16 protein-coding genes are annotated in these 19,455 nt (G+C 59.8%); 7 read left to right on the top strand and 9 right to left on the bottom strand.

The annotated features are described in order from the left end of the window. Window positions 1-11: 11 nt before the first annotated feature. The 3 genes from ACM6IR_RS11775 to ACM6IR_RS11785 all read right to left on the bottom strand — a co-directional run bounded on the left by ACM6IR_RS11775 (window position 12) and on the right by ACM6IR_RS11785 (window position 4,329). Entirely contained in the window at window positions 12-1,313 is a 1,302-nt protein-coding gene (locus ACM6IR_RS11775) for an MFS transporter (protein WP_414907856.1), read from the bottom strand. 371 nt (window positions 1,314-1,684) lie between these two features. After that, window positions 1,685-2,392 carry a PolC-type DNA polymerase III gene (locus tag ACM6IR_RS11780; RefSeq protein WP_414907857.1) on the bottom strand — a complete coding sequence of 236 codons (708 nt, stop codon included), beginning with the start codon at window positions 2,390-2,392 and terminating at the stop codon, window positions 1,685-1,687. Further along, window positions 2,389-4,329 carry a putative nucleotidyltransferase substrate binding domain-containing protein gene (locus ACM6IR_RS11785; protein WP_414907858.1) on the bottom strand — a complete coding sequence of 647 codons (1,941 nt, stop codon included), beginning with the start codon at window positions 4,327-4,329 and terminating at the stop codon, window positions 2,389-2,391. Before ACM6IR_RS11785 ends, ACM6IR_RS11780 begins: the two co-directional genes overlap by 4 nt. 252 nt (window positions 4,330-4,581) lie before the next feature. Here ACM6IR_RS11785 and ACM6IR_RS11790 point away from each other — a divergent pair, with 252 nt between their 5' ends. Next, window positions 4,582-5,028 carry a response regulator gene (locus ACM6IR_RS11790; protein ID WP_414907859.1) on the top strand — a complete coding sequence of 149 codons (447 nt, stop codon included), beginning with the start codon at window positions 4,582-4,584 and terminating at the stop codon, window positions 5,026-5,028. Between the two features lie 192 nt (window positions 5,029-5,220). Here ACM6IR_RS11790 and ACM6IR_RS11795 read toward each other — a convergent pair whose 3' ends face one another. Next, the gene (locus ACM6IR_RS11795; RefSeq protein ID WP_414907860.1) at window positions 5,221-7,398 is read right to left on the bottom strand and encodes a malate synthase G; all 2,178 of its coding nucleotides are present in this window, start codon (window positions 7,396-7,398) and stop codon (window positions 5,221-5,223) included. 538 nt (window positions 7,399-7,936) lie between these two features. Between ACM6IR_RS11795 and ACM6IR_RS11800 the strand changes: the two genes are divergently transcribed. Continuing rightward, window positions 7,937-8,455, top strand: a complete 519-nt coding sequence (locus ACM6IR_RS11800; RefSeq protein ID WP_046029919.1) for a glycine cleavage system protein R — start codon at window positions 7,937-7,939, stop codon at window positions 8,453-8,455. Window positions 8,456-8,670: 215 nt separating this feature from the next. On the opposite strand, the gene rarD is transcribed toward ACM6IR_RS11800, so the two are convergent. The 5 genes from rarD to ACM6IR_RS11825 all read right to left on the bottom strand — a co-directional run bounded on the left by rarD (window position 8,671) and on the right by ACM6IR_RS11825 (window position 14,650). After that, complete coding sequence (gene rarD, locus ACM6IR_RS11805) at window positions 8,671-9,558, bottom strand: EamA family transporter RarD (RefSeq protein ID WP_414907861.1); 888 nt, start codon at window positions 9,556-9,558, stop codon at window positions 8,671-8,673. 201 nt (window positions 9,559-9,759) lie between these two features. After that, window positions 9,760-10,734: a serine/threonine protein kinase gene (locus ACM6IR_RS11810; RefSeq protein ID WP_414907862.1), complete on the bottom strand. Its 975-nt coding sequence runs from the start codon at window positions 10,732-10,734 to the stop codon at window positions 9,760-9,762. Between the two features lie 189 nt (window positions 10,735-10,923). After that, complete coding sequence (locus ACM6IR_RS11815) at window positions 10,924-12,825, bottom strand: PhoX family protein (RefSeq protein WP_414907863.1); 1,902 nt, start codon at window positions 12,823-12,825, stop codon at window positions 10,924-10,926. Window positions 12,826-12,962: 137 nt separating this feature from the next. Then, window positions 12,963-13,727 carry a TOBE domain-containing protein gene (locus tag ACM6IR_RS11820; protein ID WP_414907864.1) on the bottom strand — a complete coding sequence of 255 codons (765 nt, stop codon included), beginning with the start codon at window positions 13,725-13,727 and terminating at the stop codon, window positions 12,963-12,965. A gap of 182 nt (window positions 13,728-13,909) precedes the next feature. Next, the gene (locus ACM6IR_RS11825) at window positions 13,910-14,650 is read right to left on the bottom strand and encodes a ComF family protein (RefSeq protein ID WP_414907865.1); all 741 of its coding nucleotides are present in this window, start codon (window positions 14,648-14,650) and stop codon (window positions 13,910-13,912) included. 92 nt (window positions 14,651-14,742) lie between these two features. On the opposite strand from ACM6IR_RS11825, the gene bioB reads away from it, so the two are divergent. From bioB to bioD, 5 genes are all read left to right on the top strand, one after another. Beyond that, window positions 14,743-15,798, top strand: coding sequence for a biotin synthase BioB (gene bioB / locus ACM6IR_RS11830; RefSeq protein ID WP_414907866.1), 1,056 nt, complete (start codon window positions 14,743-14,745; stop codon window positions 15,796-15,798). 168 nt (window positions 15,799-15,966) lie between these two features. Beyond that, window positions 15,967-17,145, top strand: coding sequence for an 8-amino-7-oxononanoate synthase (bioF, locus tag ACM6IR_RS11835; protein ID WP_414907867.1), 1,179 nt, complete (start codon window positions 15,967-15,969; stop codon window positions 17,143-17,145). Then, a complete protein-coding gene (locus ACM6IR_RS11840) occupies window positions 17,138-17,869 on the top strand; it encodes an alpha/beta fold hydrolase (protein ID WP_414907868.1) in 732 nt (243 codons plus the stop codon). The genes bioF and ACM6IR_RS11840 overlap by 8 nt, the downstream gene beginning before the upstream one ends. After that, a complete protein-coding gene (gene bioC, locus ACM6IR_RS11845) occupies window positions 17,862-18,674 on the top strand; it encodes a malonyl-ACP O-methyltransferase BioC (RefSeq protein WP_414907869.1) in 813 nt (270 codons plus the stop codon). The genes ACM6IR_RS11840 and bioC overlap by 8 nt, the downstream gene beginning before the upstream one ends. Beyond that, a complete protein-coding gene (bioD, locus tag ACM6IR_RS11850) occupies window positions 18,671-19,351 on the top strand; it encodes a dethiobiotin synthase (RefSeq protein WP_414907870.1) in 681 nt (226 codons plus the stop codon). The genes bioC and bioD overlap by 4 nt, the downstream gene beginning before the upstream one ends. The last annotated feature ends 104 nt before the right edge of the window (window positions 19,352-19,455 follow it).

Raw genomic sequence — 19,455 nt, forward strand, 5'->3', positions numbered from 1 at the left:
GGATCTGTGTTTCAGCTGGCGGGTTGCAGCGTTTGTGATCCGGCTTGTGGGCCTGACGCTGCCTGAGACTTCAGTTCACGGGCAACGGTCCAGACGATGAACGCGGCCACGATGTCGAAAATCGCCAGCACCACGAACAACGGGCTATAACCGATCTGGGTCACCATCACACCGAACACCAAGGTGAAAGCGGCGGCGCCGAGGTAACCGAACATTCCTCCCATGCCCGTGGCGGTGGCCACTTCATTTTTGCCGAACGAGTCAGAGGTGATTGCATACAGCGCGCCGGACAATGTCTGGTGGGCGAAGCCACCGATGCACAACAGCGCGATGGCGGTGTACGGGCTGGCCACCAGGCCAATGCAGGCCGGGCCGATCATGCACGAGGCGCCGAACAGCAAGACCATTTTGCGCGAAGTGAACAACGATACTTTCAGGTGTTTGTGGAACAGTGGGCTCAAATAACCGCCAAGCACACAGCCAAGGTCGGCGGCGAGAAACGGTAGCCAGGCGAACATAGCGATCTCTTTGATGTTCATGTGCCGTTCTGTCATCAGGTACAGCGGAATCCACGCGTTGAATGTCTGCCAGGCGGGTTCGGAGAGCATCCGGGCGCTGGCGATGGCGTAGAAATTACGGCTGCCGATGATCTTTTTCCAGCTGCCTTTCTGGGCCGTTGGGTCTTTGAAGTGGTCTTCCTGGCCGCTGAGGATGTAATCCCGTTCTTCGTCGCTCAGGCGCTTTTGGTTGCGCGGATGCTTGTAGAGGATCACCCACAGGAAACTCCAGACCACGCCCAGGCCACCGACGATCAGGAACGCCAGTTGCCAGCCGCTGTGCAGAATCGCCCAGACCACCAGTGGCGGCGCCAGCAGTGCGCCAATCGAGGAACCGATGTTGAACCAGCCGATGGCGACCGAGCGCTCCTTGGCCGGAAACCATTCGGTAGAGGCTTTGACCGCCGCCGGCAGCCCTGCGGCTTCGGTCAAACCGAGCAGGCCGCGGACAAACGCCAGCCCTTGCCAGCCCGTCGCCAGCGCCGCGAGTGCGCAGGCAATCGACCAGGCGAAGGCGAAAATTGCGAAACCCATTTTCGTGCCAATGGCATCAATGATGTAACCGGCGACCGGTTGCATCAGTGCGTAGCACACCTGCCAGGCAACCACGATGTGCGAGTACTGCTCGGTGGAGATGTTCATTTCGCTCATCAGGGTCGGAGCGGCCACTGACAAGGTATTTCGAGCGAGGTAGTTAACCATCAGGCCAGCCGTCACGAGGCCGACCATCCACCAGCGGATACCTTTGACTTTCATCATTTCACCATGATTGTTTTTGGATTTTTGGTGTAAATCATTTGTTGTAGGTTGTCGTACAACATGCGCCTTTATAGGAGTTCGGAGGTGAAGCTGTCAACAAATATGTCAGGGATTTTGCAGGCTAAGGCGACGGGTGGGGGATGGCGTCATCGTATGACCTCGAGGAATCCCGTGATACTCGTGTAGGAGCGAAGCTTGCTCGCGAACGGAACACCTCGGTCTGACTCAATGACCGCAGCGATCCTTTCGCGAGCAAGCTTCGCTCCTACAGGGAATCAGGCGTTGTCAGTGGCGTTACAGCAGGTCGCGCAGGGCGGCGTCCCGCACGCCATCGCCCAGCCTCGCGGCGCCGTGCAGGAGAGGGGATGTCAAAAGGATGGGGCGTGCTGCCTGCGTTTCCACTGATTCAATCGCTGCTGCAGATTCAACGGGCTATGGATCTGTTGCTGCCGCGCCCGGCTGAACAAAATCAATGCGAGCTCCGCCGTGGCCAGGGCATCGGCACTGGCATTGTGGCGTTCGAACACTTCCAGCTTGAACCAGTCGATCCATTCATCCAGACCGGCTTCACGGATGTTCGCCTGGGGGCAAAGCATCGGCGCGATATCCGCCACATCCAGAAACGGATGCTGCAACTTGTAGCCCAGGTGATCTTTCAACGCGCGCCCGAGCATGTGTTGATCGAACGGCGCATGAAACGCCAGCAGCGGGCTGCTGCCCACAAACTCCATGAATTCGAGCAACGTCAGAGCCGGATCGCTGCCCGCAGCAATCGCGCTCGGGCCCAGGCCATGAATCAGCATGCTGGGGGCGAACTTCATATCGGCACATTGCAGCGTTCGTTCGAATTGCTGACTGAAATCGATGGCGCCGTCTTCAATCACCACTGCGCCGATGGACAGCACCCGATCTCGACTCAGGTTCAGCCCGGTGGTCTCCAGATCGAGCACCACCCAGCGTTGCTCGCGCAGGCTGTATTCGCTCAGCTCCGCAGCCGCCGACAAGCGTTCCAGACGTTGCTGCAGTTCGCCGGGAAGGACCGGGCCTGCCGGGCGCAGCCATGAAAACAGGCTCATAGTTGATACCGCAGGGTCAGGCTGCTTTGCAGGCGTTGCGCCTGGCGCAAGGATTCACGCAGGATCCGTCGGTCAAGGTGATTGAGGCTGTCAGGATCGACCCGGTTGGAGTAGGGCAAATTCTCGCGGGTCTGTAGTTGATGTTGCTGCATGCGGGTTTGCTGGATGAAGTGATACGCCTCTTCATACGCCGCGCCGTCCAGCCGTTCGATGACCTCTTTGGCCACCAATTGGCGAAAGCGCTCCAGCGTGTTGTTGGCTTCGATGCCATGGGCCAATGCCAACAGTCGGGCACCGTCGACAAAAGGGCTAAGGCCCTGGATTTTCAGGTCCAGCGTGGCTTTTTCGCCATTCTTGCGCGCCAGCACGAACTCACGGAAACGCCCCACCGGCGGACGATTACGCAGGGCGTTTTCGGCCATCATTCGCTGGAACAGCCGGTTGTCAGCCACTTGATCGAGAATCCCTCGACGCAGTTGCTCGCAGCCTTGCTCATCACCCCAGACCACCCGCAAGTCGAAATAAATGCTTGAACCCAGCAGGTTCTCCGGCGTTGCTTCGCGGATAAACGCCGCAAAACGCCGCGCCCATTCGGCCCGGGACAAACACAGCTCAGGGTTGCCGGCCATGATGTTGCCCTTGCACAGGGTGAAGCCGCAGAGCGCCAGGCTCTGATTGATCTGCTGGGCGATGGGCAACAGCTTGCCGCGAATTTCCGCGGCATGGGCTGCATCCCGCGCTTCGAACAAAATGCCGTTGTCCTGATCGGTGTGTAGCGTCTGCTCGCGACGTCCTTCACTGCCAAAGCACAGCCAACTGAACGGCACACCGGGGTCGCCTTTCTCGGCTAAAGTGAGTTCGATCACCCGGCAGACGGTATGGTCGTTGAGCAGGGTGATGATGTGCGTGATCTGGGTCGAAGACGCGCCGTGGGCCAGCATGCGTTCCACCAGTTGGCCGATTTCGCCGCGCATCGCCACCAGGTTTTCTACGCGCTGAGCGCTGCGAATCGTCCGCGCCAGGTGCACCAGATCGACCCTTTGCAGGGAAAACAGGTCGCGTTCCGAGACCACGCCACACAGGCGTTGATCCTTGACCAGGCAGACGTGGGCGATATGCCGTTCGGTCATGGCGATGGCCGCATCGAAGGCGCTGTGGTCCGGCGTCAGGTAAAACGGCGCCTGGATCATGTGCCGTTCGATGGCTTCGTTGAAGTCACCGGTGCCGTTGGCGACCACTTGGCGCAAGTCGCGCAGGGTGAAAATCCCCAGCGGCGCTTTGTGTTCATCGACCACCACAATGCTGCCGACCTGCTGCTCGTGCATCAGGGTCACGGCTTCACGCAGGGGCGTGGCCGGGCTGCAGGTCACCGGATGGCGCATGGCCAATTCACCCAGACGGGTATTGAGCGAGTACTGAGTGCCGAGGGTCTCCACGGCTTTTTGCTGGACTTGATGATTGACCTGATCCAGCAAGCTGCTGACACCGCGTAGGGCAAAGTCGCGAAACGCGTTGGACAGTGCGAACAGTTTGATGAAGGCCAGTTTGTTCAGCTGTAGGCAAAAGGTGTCTTCGGCGGCCAGGTGTTCGGTGCGGGTCGCACGCTCCCCCAGCAGCGCGGCGAGGGGGAAACACTCGCCCGTGGTGATTTCGAAGGTGGTTTCGGTCCCGCCTTTGGCTGAGTGGGGTCGTTCACCCACGACTCGGCCTTGTTTGACGATGTAGAAATGCTCAACCGGGCCGTCGGCGGGTTTGATGATGCTCTCGCCGGGGGCATAAAAGCGCAGCTGACATTGCTCGACCAGGTACGCCAGGTGAGCGTGTTCCATTTGATTGAAGGGCGGGAAGCGCTGCAGGAATTGCACAGTGCCCTGGATGTTTTGCAACACCGCGGTTTTTCCTGCCTGGGTGAAGGCGTCCGCTTTACTCATAACCATGACCGCAGTCTTTTATTGATTTGTTGTTGGATGTTTCGGCCATGGTCGGCCCCTACACGTAGCGTGCCCATTGGACGTAAGTCTAGGTAGGGCGTGTAGAGGATGAAATGTCGGAAAAACCTTACGCAACTGTCGGAAAAACTGCTGTGCGCCCCTCTTGGAAAAATATCCGACGAAGTGCACATTGGAGGTCTGCTTAGCAATGTCTCACCATTGTGCTAGGGAATTGAAATTGGAAACGTAGAGATAGCCATGTCCGACCACGATATTTTGAGTGACGCCGAGCGAAAAGCGCTCAGTGCCGTCATGCTGGAACCTGACCTGCCGCCGCAACGGGTGCTGATCGTCGATGACGATAAAGACGCGCGGGAGTTGCTTTCAGAGATTCTTGGCCTGGACGGTATTCACTGCTTGACCGCTGCCAGTGGTGAGACTGCGCTCAAGATGTTGGGCGAGAAGCCATCGATTGGCCTGGTCATTACCGATCTGCGGATGGGCCATATCGATGGTCTGGACTTGATCCGCCAGGTACGTGAGTCGGTCCGGGCGGCGATGCCGATCATCATCGTTTCCGGAGACGCCGACGTGGAAGATGCGATCGCTGCGATGCATTTACACGTGGTCGATTTCCTGCTCAAACCCATTGATTCCGGCAAGCTGTTGGAGCTGGTCAAGCATGAGCTTGGGATGGAGCCTTGACTCGGTTTCGTGTTGTCTGTTCGATCGCCTTCGCGGGCAAGCTCCGCTCCTACAGGATTGTGCATTATTCACGAACGACGTAAATCCTGTAGGAGCGAGGCTTGCCCGCGAAGGCAGCGCCACTTATTTCAAGCGAAAAAAAGGCCCTGATCGAAAGATCAGGGCCTTTTTTTGTCCGGCGTCAGCGATCAGTTACAGGCCATTGGCAGCCTTGAACTCGCGACGACGACGGTGCAGCACCGGCTCGGTGTAGCCGTTTGGCTGCTTCGTGCCTTCGACCACCAGTTCGACCGCCGCCTGGAAGGCGATGTTGCTGTCGAAGTTCGGAGCCAGTGGGCGATACAGCGGGTCGTTGGCGTTTTGACGGTCAACCACCGGCGCCATGCGCTTGAGGCTTTCCATCACTTGCTCTTCAGTGACGATACCGTGACGCAGCCAGTTGGCGATGTGCTGGCTGGAGATACGCAGCGTTGCACGGTCTTCCATCAGGCCGATGTCGTTGATGTCTGGCACTTTCGAACAGCCCACGCCTTGATCGATCCAGCGCACCACGTAGCCAAGAATGCCCTGGGCGTTGTTGTCCAGTTCGTTCTTGATCTGCTCTGCGGTCCAGCTCGGATTGACGGCCAGCGGGATGGTCAGGATGTCGTCCACCGAGGCGCGAGCACGTTTGGCCAGTTCGGCCTGACGGGCGAACACATCGACCTTGTGGTAATGCAACGCGTGCAGCGCAGCAGCGGTCGGCGACGGAACCCAGGCGGTGTTGGCACCGGCCAGTGGGTGAGCGATTTTCTGTTCGAGCATCGCGGCCATCAGGTCGGGCATGGCCCACATGCCTTTACCGATTTGGGCGCGGCCCTGCAGGCCGGTGCTCAAACCGATATCAACGTTCCAGTTCTCGTAGGCGCCGATCCACTTCTCGGCCTTCATGTCCGCCTTGCGCACCATCGGGCCGGCTTCCATGGAGGTGTGGATTTCGTCGCCCGTGCGGTCGAGGAAACCGGTGTTGATGAACACCACGCGCTCGCTGGCAGCCTTGATGCAGGCCTTGAGGTTGACCGTGGTACGGCGCTCCTCGTCCATGATCCCGACTTTCAGGGTGTTGCGCGGCAGGCCGAGCACGTCTTCGATGCGACCGAACAGTTCGTTGGTGAACGCGGCTTCTTCGGGGCCATGCATCTTCGGCTTCACGATGTAGACCGAGCCGGTGCGGCTGTTCTTGCGCGAGTTGTGGCCGTTGAGGCTGTGGATGGCCGCGAGGCAAGTCACCAGGCCGTCGAGAATGCCTTCCGGCACTTCGTTGCCATCTTTGTCGAGGATCGCATCGATGGTCATCAGGTGGCCGACGTTGCGCACGAACAACAACGAACGACCGTGCAGGCTCAGTTCTTTACCATCGACGCCGGTGTAGGTGCGGTCGGCGTTCATGGTGCGGGTAAAGGTCTGACCGCCCTTGGAGACTTCTTCCGACAGGTCGCCCTTCATCAGGCCGAGCCAGTTGCGGTAGATCACCACTTTGTCATCAGCATCGACGGCGGCGACAGAGTCTTCGCAGTCCATGATGGTGGTCAGCGCCGCTTCCATCAGAATGTCTTTGACGCCGGCCGCATCGGTCTGGCCGACCGGGGTGTTGGCATCGACCTGGATTTCGAAATGCAGGCCGTTGTTCTTCAGCAGGATCGCGGTTGGGGCGCTAGCGTCGCCGTGGAAGCCGATCAGCTGCGCATCGTTGCGCAGGCCGGAATTGCTGCCACCTTTAAGGGCGACCACCAGTTTGCCGTCAACGATCTTGTAGCCGGTGGAATCGACATGAGAGCCGGCCGCCAATGGCGCCGCTTCGTCGAGGAAAGCGCGGGCGAAGGCAATCACCTTGTCGCCACGAACCTTGTTGTAGCCTTTGCCTTTTTCCGCGCCGTCAGCCTCGCTGATCGCGTCGGTGCCGTAGAGCGCGTCGTACAGCGAACCCCAGCGGGCGTTCGAAGCATTGAGCGCGAAACGGGCGTTCATTACCGGCACAACAAGTTGTGGACCGGCCATGCGGGCGATTTCGTCATCGACGTTTTGCGTCGTTGCCTGGAAGTCGGCCGCTTCTGGCAGCAGATAGCCGATGTCTTGCAAGAAGGCTTTATAAGCCACGGCGTCGTGCGCCTGGCCGGCACGGGATTGGTGCCAGCCGTCGATACGAGTCTGGAAATCATCGCGTTTGGCGAGTAGGGCTTTGTTCTTCGGCGCCAGGTCATGAATGACCTTGTCGGCACCGGCCCAGAACTTATCGGCGGTGAGGCCGGTACCGGGAATGGCTTCGTTGTTCACGAAGTCGAACAGGACTTTGGCGACCTGCAGGCCACCGACTTGAACGTGTTCAGTCATTGCTTGCCTCACTCTGCTCAGCTATTTCGCTTTTCAGCTCTTCAAATTAACAATGAAGCCTCTGGCTATTTAAACCACAAACCCCTTCCACCGGTACATGCCATTCAGGGCGGCCGGGATGGAACCGATCAACGGCTTTGAGGCCTTGCTGATAGGGCGTTCAGGGCTGCGACTGCGCCTGTGGCAGACATCGATCCAACGTTATGTAGTGCGCGCTGCGGCATACTACATGATGAATTGCGGTTGTGAAAATTAGACTAATTACGTCGATCTGCGACCCCATGACGCATTGCAGTCATGTCGGGGAACGGGATGTTCTCAAAAAAGCATTAGATTGTTCCAGTTAAATATAAAAACTTGTACACGATTTGTTTTTTTCAGTCGGGTCGGTGGTGAGCCATTCGCGGGCAAGCCTCGCTCCTACAACGATTGCGCAAGCCCTGTAGGAGCGAGGCTTGCCCGCGAAGGCGCCAGGCGATTCAACACAGAATCACCCTTTGCCTATACTTCCCTTTCTATAACAAAAGAGGGCTGCGCCATGGACCACCTCGTACTCACTGTATTCGCACCGGACAAGCCTGGGCAGGTCGAGCGCATTGCCCAATGCATTGCCGAGCACGGCGGCAACTGGCTGGAAAGCCGCATGTCGCGCATGGCCGGGCAGTTCGCCGGCATTCTTCGGGTGGGCGTGCCGGCCGAGGCCTACGACGAATTGGTGGATGCCCTGCAGGCGTTGTCCGCCCAAGGCATTCGTGTGCTAATCGCCGAAAGCGGCATCGAACAATCCTGCACCTGGAAGCCGATTGCCATGGAGTTAGTCGGTAATGATCGTCCGGGCATCGTTCGTGACATTACGCGTTTGCTCAGTGAGCAAGGGGTGAACTTGGAACGACTGGTGACTGAAGTGCGGCCGGCGCCGATGAGCAGCGAGCCACTGTTTCACGCCGAAGCGATTCTCGCCGTGCCGCTGACCTTGTCACTCGACGTGCTGCAATCACGACTGGAAACCCTGGCGGACGACTTGATGGTGGAATTGGTGCTGCGTAGCGAACCCTGACAGGGTTATCCAAGTTATACGTGCACCTGCCTGTGGATAACCTGTAGAGACAGCCCGCCAGCCCACGCCGGCCGGGCTTCTTCAAGATCTGATCAAAAAACCATCAGTTTCAACAAGTTGCGCACAAACGCCGGGGATGACGTTGTGGATAACCTTGGGAAGGATGGTTGCAGGCCACGAGGGACGTGGCCTGTAGCGGTTTGTACGATTTTTGATCAGCGACGGCGGCGCAGACTTATCCACGCATCGACGCTGTAAACCGCGAGACCGGCCCAGATAAAGAAAAACGCGACCAAGGTGCTGGACGACAGGTGTTCGCCAAACAACAGCACGGCTTGCAACAGCACCAGCGTTGGCGCCAGGTACTGGAGGAATCCGAGGGTGGTGTAGGGCAAATGCCGTGCGGCGGCGTTGAAGCACACCAGCGGCACCAAAGTGACCGGGCCAGCGGCCACCAGCCACCAGGCTTCGGACGTGCTCCAGAACTCAGGTTGGGCGCTGGCTGCTGTCGGATTGAACAGCAACCAGGCGACCGCAATCGGCACCAACATCCAGGTTTCCACTACCAGGCCTGGCAACGCCTTGACCGGCGCCTGCTTGCGGATTAATCCGTAGAAACCAAAGGTCAACGCCAGTACCAGGGACACCCACGGCAGGTTGCCGACTTGCCACACTTGTTGCGCGACGCCAATCGCCGCCAGGGCAACCGCCAGCCATTGCATGCGCCGCAGTCGTTCGCCGAGGATCAACATGCCTAGCAGCACGTTCACCAGCGGGTTGATGTAGTAACCGAGGCTGGCTTCGACCATGCGCCCGTTGTTGACCGACCAGACGTAGGTCAGCCAGTTGGCGGCGATCAGCGTGCCGCTCAAGGCCAGGATCGCAAGGCGTTTCGGGTTGTCACGCAACTCGCGCCACCAGCCCGGATGCCTCCAGACCATCAGCAGCAAGGTGCCGAACAGCGCGGACCAGAGCACGCGATGGATGATGATCTCCACGGAGGGCACGTTGGCGATGGCTTTGAAGTAAAGCGGGAACAATCCCCAGATGATGTAGGCACTCAGGCCCAGAATGTACCCGCGACGCAGGTTGGCAGCTTGCATGCAGAATCCTTGCTTAGGCAGCTAACAAAGAGGGGGATTGTAAGGAGATTTGTCGGCGAATGTCGCACCTGAATAGGTTGATCAATTGTGAACACTTTGTGGGAGCGAGCCTGCTCGCGAAAGCGGTTTGTCAGTCACTGATGTGCTGAATGTGTTGCCGTCATCGCGAGCAGGCTCGCTCCCACAGGGTTTCACCGTGAGTCAGAAGAGCTTCAGGGGTTCTTCGTTTAGCGCAGCCAATTGCTCACGCAGTGCCAGCACCTGATCCCCCCAATACCGCTCCGTACCGAACCAGGGAAAACTGTGCGGGAACGCCGGGTCGTCCCAGCGGCGGGCAAGCCAGGCGCTGTAGTGCATCAGGCGCAACGCGCGCAGCGGCTCGATCAACGCCAGTTCCCGCGGGTCGAAGTCATGAAATTCGTTGTAGCCGTCCATCAATTCCGACAGCTGACCGAGACATTCCTGACGATCACCCGCGAGCATCATCCAGATGTCCTGCACCGCCGGGCCCATGCGGCAGTCGTCGAGGTCGACGATGTGGAACATCTCGTCGCGGCACATCATGTTGCCGGGGTGGCAATCACCGTGCATGCGGATGTTCCGGTGCGGCGTGGCCTTGTAGACCTCTTCCACACGTTTGAGCAGGTCGCGGGCCACGGACTCGTAGGCTGGCAGCAGACTTTTGGGTACGAAATTGCCCTCCAGCAAGGTTGTCAGCGAATCATGACCAAAATTCTTCACGCCCAGCGCTTCACGGTGTTCGAACGGCTTGGTAGCGCCGACCGCGTGCAGACGACCGAGCAACTGACCCAGGCGATACAGCTGATCGAGATTGCCAGGCTCCGGCGCACGGCCGCCTCGGCGGGGAAACAGGGTGAAACGGAAACCGTTGTGTTCGTGCAGGCTCGCGCCGTTGTGGATCATCGGCGCGACGACGGGTACATCGCATTCGGCGAGTTCGAAGGTGAATTGGTGCTCTTCGAGAATCGCTTCATTGGTCCAGCGCTGGGGGCGGTAGAACTTGGCGATCAGCGGCTCGGAGTCTTCGATGCCGACCTGGTAGACGCGGTTTTCGTAGCTGTTGAGCGCCAGAATGCGGGCATCGCTGAGAAAACCGATGCTTTCAACGGCATCGAGCACGAGGTCTGGGGTGAGGGTTGCAAACGGGTGGGCCATGCTGACTCCTGCGCGCAGCAGGCTGCCGCGTCCGGCCAAGCATGGTAGCGCAGACGGGGAGTGTTTAGGGCCTGGTCTTGAGATGAGTGGTGTCCGGGCAGACGTTTCGCGAGCAGGCTCGCTCCCACACTGGATCTGTGACACAGCGCAAATCCCTGTGGGAGCGAGCTTGCTCGCGAAGAGGGTCGATCAGGCGCCGACGATCCCGCCGTCCGCACGGGAAATCGCCATCACCGAAGACCGCGGTTTGCCATTCGGCAAATGCTCGGGGAACGTTGAACCACCGTTCTCCCCCGGGTGTTGAATCCCGACAAACAAGGTCTTCTGATCCGGCGAAAAACTGATCCCGGTGACTTCGCAGCCAGTCGGCCCGACCATGAAACGGCGGATCTCTCCGGTCACCGGATCGGCGCAGAGCATCTGGTTGTTGCCCATGCCTGCGAAGTCGCCGGCATTGTTCGCATCGCCATCGGTAAGAATCCACAACCGCCCGGCGTTGTCGAAACCCAGGCCATCCGGGCTGTTGAACATGTTCTGCGGGGTGATGTTCGATGAACCGCCCTTCGCTGTGCCGGCATGGACGCCCGGGTTGCCGGCGACCACAAACAGGTCCCAGGCAAAGCTATTCGAGCCGTGATCGTCACGGTCGGTGCGCCAGCGCAGGATCTGCCCGTAGACGTTTTTCTCGCGAGGGTTCGGCCCGCCCACCGGTTGACCGTCCTCTCCGCGTTTGGCGTTGTTGGTCAGCGTGCAATAGACCTGGCCATCCTTGGGGCTGACGACGATCCATTCCGGACGGTCCATGCGCGTGGCTTTCACCACGCTGGCCGCGAGGCGCGCGTGAATCAACACTTCGGCCTGATCGGCAAAACCGCTGCTGGCGTCGATGCCGTTTTTACCGTGGGTCAGTTCGATCCACTCACCTTGGCCTTTCGGATGATCGGCATTGCTGTCGCCCGCGTCGAAGCGCGCCACGTACAAGGTGCCGTGGTCCAGCAGGTCGCGGTTGGCCTTGGGGTTTTTGTGGTCGATCTTGTCGCGGCTGACGAACTTGTAGATGAATTCGCCGCGTTCATCGTCGCCCATGTACACCACGGCGTGACCGTCATGGGTCTCGGTGAGGGCGGCGTTTTCATGTTTGAAACGGCCCAGTGCGGTGCGTTTGACGGGCGTCGAGTGCGGGTCGAACGGATCGATTTCCACGACCCAGCCATGGCGGTTGAGCTCGTTCGGGTTTTTCGCCAGGTCGAAGCGCGGGTCGTGCGGGTGCCAGTTGATCTCCTTGCTGGCCGCCACCGCGCCGTAGCGTTTCTGCGCAGCATCGAATGTGTGCTCGGCGCTGCTGCTGCCGAAGCAGTCGGTGAAGTTCTCTTCGCACGTCAGGTAAGTGCCCCACGGTGTCTTACCGTTGGCGCAGTTCTGGAAGGTGCCGAGGACGTTTTTGCCGTGCGGGTCGGCGCTGGTTTTCAGCAACGCGTGGCCGGCAGCCGGGCCGCTGAGCTTGATCGGTGAATTGCCGTGAATCCGGCGGTTGTAACGCGAGCCCGGGACGAATTGCCACTGACCGTTCTTGCGCTGCACTTCGATCACCGACACGCCCTCACAGGCCAATGCCTTGCGCACTTCCTGGGCCGACTGCGGCATGCCGCCGTGAGGGTAGAGGTAACGGTAATTGGTGTATTCGTTGTTGATCGCCATCAGTGCCCGGTCGTTTTCGCCCGGAAACTCGAACAGGCTCATGCCGTCGTTGTTGTCGCCGAACTGGACTTCCTGGTGTTCGGCGGTGCCGTTGCCACTCGGGTCGAATGCCGGGCCGTTGTTCTGCAGAGGCTCGCCCCAACTGATCAATACCTGGGAGGTGTAACCCGGTGGCAGGCTGATGGCGTCGTTGGTGGCGGCGGGGATGCTGTCAAAGCCCAACAACTTACTGGTGCCTGCGCTGACACTGGCGGCCAGCACGCTGCGACTCAGCAGGTTGCCGCCGAGGAACATCGCTGCACCGCACAGGGCTCCAGCGCTGATGAAGCTTCGGCGGCTGAGGCCGACCATTTTCTCAAGGTCGGTGGATTGGTTGTCTTCTAATAAGCTCACATCAGGCTCCCTGCTGATTTTTGCAGTCACCTTAGTGATGGTCGATGAAGGTTTTGTTGCAGTTGCCGCACTCGATCCCTGTAGCAGCTGCCGAACGCAGCCTTCGGCAGCTGCTACAGGGTTGTTGAACGCCTGAGTTAGAGCGGCGTGCCGAGCAGAACGTTGGAGGGGGAGAACTGCACCAGCACCGCTTTATCCGCGGCAAGACCGAGGGCTCTCAAGTGCAACGGCTCGGCCAGGGCACAGAGCGTCTGGCCATTTGGCAGGCCGATGCGCACTTCACTGGGGCCGTCTTCGGCGTCGAGAATTTCTTCGATGATGCCCTTCAAGCAATTGTTACCGGATGTTGTGGGCTGATCGATGCTCAACAATTCCAGCCAGCCGGCCTTGATCAGTGCAACCACTTCGGTGCCGGTTTCCAGTTCCAGCCGTAGCGTGCTGTCATGGGTGATCTGCGCGTCGATGTTCAAGCTTTCCGCCAACTCAAGGCGGATCAGGTCGTTGCGCCCCTGGGTATCGATGGCCACGACCTTGCCGTGCAACTGATTGCGCGCGCTGGTTCTGAGCATTAGCCGCCCGAGCAGGTTGAGGTCACTCGCGTCTTCAGCCGCGTCCAGCACCTGAGCCTGCAAGACTTGCAGTTTTTGATACAGCCTCAATACACGCTCGCCCTCGCTGGAGAGTTTGGCGCCACCGCCGCCCTTGCCGCCGACACTGCGCTCCACCAGCGGTTTCTGCGCGAGGTTGTTCAGCTCGTCGATGGCGTCCCAGGCCGCTTTGTAACTGAGGCCCGCGCTTTTCGCGGCGCGGGTGATCGAGCCTTGTTCGGCGATGTGTTGCAGCAATGCGATGCGCTGCGGCCGACGGACAATGTGCTGGGACAACAAGGTAGGCAAGGACATGGCGAGACGCTTTGGGCTGTTGCGATGGAGAGGACGTTGGCTGCTGGAAGCCTGGGAGTCAAGTCAGACCCTATCCTTGTGGGAGCGAGCTTGCTCGCGAAGAGGCCATAACATTCAACTTCTACGTTGAATATTAAATCGCTTTCGCGAGCAGGCTCGCTCCCACCCGGAATACCAATAAGTCAGGTCGCATCGCCGGGTTTGGGCGTGCGCGCCAGGCAATACACGTCAACCCTGGCGGCGCCCGCGTCCATCAACAGTCGAGCCAGAGCCTGAGCCGTGGCGCCGGTGGTCAGCACGTCGTCGACCAGCGCCAGATGCCGACCTTTGATCGACGCATCGGCTGCCAGGGCGAAGGCGTTGCGCAGGTTCTTTTTGCGCGCGTCGGCGTTCAGTTCCTGTTGCGCGCTGGTGTCCTGAGTCCTCAGCAGCAACGCTTCATCGCAAGGAATGTCGAGGCCGGTGCTCAGCCATCGGGCCAGCATCGCCGCCTGGTTGAAGCCCCGTTGACGTAGACGCTTGGTGGCCAGCGGCACGGGAATCAGCAGGTCGGGGCGTTCAAGGTCTTCATCGAAGCGATGTTGCAGAAACTGGGCGAGCAGTTCGGCGAGCAGGCGACCCAATGGCCACTTCGCGCTGTGCTTGAAGCGGGTGATCAAACTGTCTATCGGAAAGCTGTAAAACCAGGGCGCGGCGACACGTTCGAAGGCCGGCGGTTGCTTCAGGCATTGACCACAGGTGAGCCCCGGCGCGGGCAGGGGCAGGGCACAGGTCTGGCAGTGGTGGCCTAGCCATGGCAAATCGGTTTCACAGGCCGTGCAAATCGGTAGGTCGCTGTCGGACGGTTCCGAACACAGCAAACAGAATTGATCATTGTTTAACCAGATGTAGACCGGTCCTACGCGTGGTGGTTGACAGTGCATCGCTCTTCCTTAAATATGCCGAACATCCGTGTAGCGCCTGTGGGTATTCCAGTCCCACAGCCGCAAGCCATGCATACAACTAGGAAACGCCCATGAGCGCCAGCACCACTGCAAACCTGCGTCATGACTGGTCTTTGGCCGAAGTCAAAGCACTCTTCGTTCAGCCGTTCAACGACTTGTTGTTCCAGGCGCAAACGGTGCACCGCGCGCATTTCGATGCCAACCGGGTCCAAGTGTCGACACTGCTGTCGATCAAAACCGGCGCTTGCCCGGAAGATTGCAAATATTGCCCACAGTCCGGTCACTACAACACCGGCCTGGAAAAAGAAAAACTGATGGAAGTGCAGAAGGTCCTCGAAGAGGCCGCTCGCGCCAAGGCCATCGGTTCGACCCGTTTCTGCATGGGCGCTGCCTGGAAGCACCCGTCGGCGAAAGACATGCCTTACGTGCTGGAAATGGTCAAAGGCGTGAAAGCCATGGGCCTGGAAACCTGCATGACCCTCGGCCGTCTCGACCAGGACCAGACCGCAGCGCTGGCCCAGGCGGGCCTTGACTACTACAACCACAACCTCGACACCTCGCCGGAGTTCTACGACAGCATCATCACCACCCGCACCTACAGCGAGCGCCTGCAAACCCTGGCTTACGTGCGTGATTCGGGGATGAAAATCTGCTCGGGTGGCATTCTGGGTATGGGTGAATCGCTGGACGACCGAGCCAACCTGCTGATCCAGCTGGCCAACCTGCCAGAGCATCCAGAGTCGGTGCCCATCAACATGCTGGTGAAAGTGGCCGGTACGCCGCTGGAAAACGCCGAGGATATCGACCCGTTCGACTTCATCCGCATGCTCGCGGTCGCCCGCATCCTGATGCCGCAATCCCACGTACGCCTGTCTGCTGGCCGTGAAGCCATGAACGATCAGATGCAAGCACTGGCCTTCTTCGCTGGCGCCAACTCGATTTTCTACGGCGACAAACTGCTGACCACCGCTAACCCGCAGGCCGACAAGGATATGCAACTGTTCGGGCGCTTGGGGATCCTGCCGGAAGCCCGCGAAGAGCACGCCGACGAAGTGCATCAAGCGGCCATCGAACAGGCGCTGATCGAGCAGAAGAGCAGCGAGCAGTTTTATAACGCAGCTGTTTGATTGGCCCACCGATTCCTCTGAAGGAATGCAAAACCCTGTGGGAGCGAGCCTGCTCGCGAAAGCAATTCGACATTCAACATAGAGGTTGAATGTGATGGCCTCTTCGCGAGCAGGCTCGCTCCCACAAGGTACTGCGATTGCTTGTGAATTCTGACACCCGAGGCCTGCATGTCTTTCGATCTCGCCGCACGCCTTGCTGCCCGTCGTGCCGAACATCTCTATCGTCAGCGCCCCCTGCTCGAAAGCCCTCAAGGCCCGGAAGTAGTGGTCGACGGGCAACCGTTGCTGGCGTTCTGTAACAATGACTACCTGGGCCTGGCCAATCACCCGCAAGTGATCGAAGCCTGGCGTGCCGGCGCAGCGCGTTGGGGCGTCGGTGGCGGCGCCTCGCACCTGGTCATCGGCCACAGCAGCCCGCATCACGCGCTGGAAGAAGCCCTGGCCGATCTGACCGGGCGCCCTCGTGCGCTATTGTTCACCACGGGGTACATGGCCAACCTCGGCGCGGTCACGGCGTTGGTCGGGCAGGGCGATACGGTGCTGGAAGACCGGCTCAATCACGCGTCGTTGCTCGATGCCGGTCTGCTGTCCGGTGCACGTTTCAATCGTTACTTGCACAACGACGCCGACAGTCTGGCCAAGCGCCTGGAGAAGGCCACCGGCAATACGCTGGTGGTTACCGACGGGGTGTTCAGCATGGACGGCGACCTCGCCGACCTGCCGGCGCTGGCGCGCGAAGCGAAAGCCAAAGGCGCGTGGCTGATGGTCGATGATGCTCACGGTTTCGGTCCGCTGGGCGCTCATGGCGGCGGAATTGTCGAGCATTTCGGTTTGAGTCAGGAGGATGTGCCGGTCCTGGTCGGTACCCTCGGCAAGGCGTTTGGCACCGCCGGTGCTTTCGTGGCCGGCAGCGAAGAGCTGATTGAAAGCCTGATCCAGTTCGCCCGCCCCTACATTTACACCACCAGCCAGCCGCCGGCGCTGGCCTGCGCGACGCTGAAAAGCCTTGAACTGTTGCGCAGCGAACATTGGCGACGTGAGCATCTGAAAACACTGATTCGCCAGTTCCGCCTTGGCGCCGAGCAGATCGGGCTGGAGTTGATGGACAGCTTCACGCCTATCCAGCCGATCATGATTGGCGATGCCGGACGTGCCGTTCGACTGTCACAGATGCTGCGCGAGCGCGGTCTGATGGTGACGGCGATCCGTCCGCCCACCGTGCCGGCCGGCAGCGCCCGTCTACGTGTGACCTTGACCGCCGCTCACAGCGAAGCGCAGGTGCAGCTATTGTTAAACGCACTGGCCGATTGTTTTGCACAACTGGGACCGGAGCCAAGCCATGCGTGATCGTCTGATTCTGCTACCCGGCTGGGGCCTCGGGATTTCGCCGCTGGAACCCTTGGCGGCAGCGTTGCAAGGGCTGGATGAGCACCTGCGCATCGAAATCGAGCCGTTGCCTGAATTGGCGTCGAGCGATCTTGAAGAATGGCTCGATGAACTCGATTCGACGGTGCCACAGGATGCCTGGCTCGGTGGCTGGTCCCTGGGTGGCATGCTCGCTTCCGAGTTGGCGGCCCGGCGCGGAGATCGTTGCTGCGGCTTGCTGACCCTGGCGAGCAATCCTTCTTTTGTCGCCCATGAACAATGGCCGAGCGCGATGCCCGGTGAGACCTTCGATGCGTTTCTGGCGGGCTGTAAGGCTGATCCGCGCATGACCTTGAAACGCTTCTCGCTGCTCTGCGCTCAAGGTGCCGAAGACCCGCGCGGGCTGTCGCGGCTGTTGCTCGGTGGCGCGCCTCACACGGCGACCGAGGTGTTGATGAGTGGCCTGGAGTTGCTCGCCCAACTGGATACCCGCGAGGCATTGCAAGCATTCCGCGGACCGCAACTGCACTTGTTCGCCGGCCTCGACGGACTGGTTCCGGCCGAAGCGGCGGCGGACCTGCTGACGTTGCTGCCGGATATCGAAATCGGTCTGATTGAACAGGCCAGTCACGCATTTCTTCTGGAAGACCCCCACGGTGTGGCGGGGGCGATTCAGGCCTTTTTGCACGAGTCCGGTGATGACTGATTTATCCTTTCCCAACCTGCCCGGCGGTTTGCCTGACAAACGCCAGGTGGCAGCATCCTTTTCCCGCGCGGCGGTAAGCTACGACAGCGTGGCCGAGCTGCAGCGTGATGTCGGCAGCCAATTGTCGAACCGTTTGCCGGAAGGATTTGTGCCGAGTCGTTGGCTGGACGTGGGCTGTGGCACCGGGTATTTCAGTCGCGCGCTGGGTGAGCGGTTTCCGACCGGTCATGGGGTGGCGCTGGACATTGCCGAAGGCATGCTCAATCACGCTCGTCCATTGGGCGGTGCCACGCATTTCATCGCCGGCGATGCCGAGCGTTTGCCATTGCAGGGCTCGACCTGCGACCTGATTTTCTCCAGCCTCGCCGTGCAGTGGTGCGCGGACTTTGCCTCGGTGCTCAGTGAGGCGCACAGGGTGCTGAAACCGGGCGGCATTTTCGCGTTTGCTAGTCTGTGTGCAGGCACTCTGTTTGAACTGCGTGACAGCTGGCGTCAGGTGGACGGCATGGTGCACGTCAACCGCTTCCGCGAGTTCGACGTTTATCAACAGCTTTGCGCGGCCAGCGGTTTAAACGTCGTCAGCCTGGAGAACCGTCCTCATGTGTTGCATTACCCGGATGTACGCAGCTTGACGCATGAGCTCAAAGCGTTAGGGGCCCATAACCTGAACCCCGGTCGGCCGGGTGGTTTGACCGGCAGGGCACGAATCCTCGGATTGATCGAGGCTTATGAGCAGTTCCGTCAGGCCAAGGGGCTGCCAGCGACTTATCAAGTGGTCTACGCCGTTTTGGAGAAACCCTTATGAGCGCAGCCTATTTCATCACCGGCACTGACACTGATGTCGGCAAAACGACGGTCGCCGCAGGCTTGCTGTATGCCGCGCGGTTGGCGGGCATGAGTACGGCGGCGGGCAAACCGGTCGCTTCTGGCTGCGAGGTGACGCCCAAGGGCTTGCGTAACGCTGATGCGTTGGCGTTGTTGGCAGAATGCTCGCTGCCGCTGACTTATGCACAGGTCAATCCAGTGGCGTTCGAACCTGCCATTGCTCCGCATCTGGCGGCACGGGAGGCGGGCGTGGCATTGACGGTGCAATCACTGTTGGCCCCGATGCTGCAACTTCTGGATCTGAAGGCCGACTTCACCTTGATCGAAGGCGCGGGTGGCTGGCGCGTACCGTTGGCGGATCAGGACAACCTGTCGGACCTGGCGATGGCGCTGGGTCTGCCGGTGATTTTGGTGGTCGGCGTGCGCTTGGGTTGCATCAACCATGCGTTGTTGACCGCCGAAGCGATTGCTCGGGACGGTTTGCAGTTGGCAGGTTGGGTGGCGAACATCATCGATCCAAAGACTTCGCGCCTGGAAGAGAACCTCGCGACTCTTGCCGAGCGAATTCCCGCACCGTGTCTGGGGCGCGTACCGAAACTCAAGCTGCTGACGGCTGAAGCGGTCGCCGAACATCTGCAACTGGATCTGCTGGACTAGGGTTTTAACTATGACGAGGCACTGTGCCATTAGTGTTTTTGTCGGGCCTTTTGCTGGTGTGTCTGGTTCAATGGCCGCTGTTGATCCTTCTTAAGGACGGGTTT

It is taken from the genome of Pseudomonas sp. IT-P253 (assembly GCF_949768125.1).
Taxonomy (GTDB): Bacteria; Pseudomonadota; Gammaproteobacteria; order Pseudomonadales; family Pseudomonadaceae; genus Aquipseudomonas.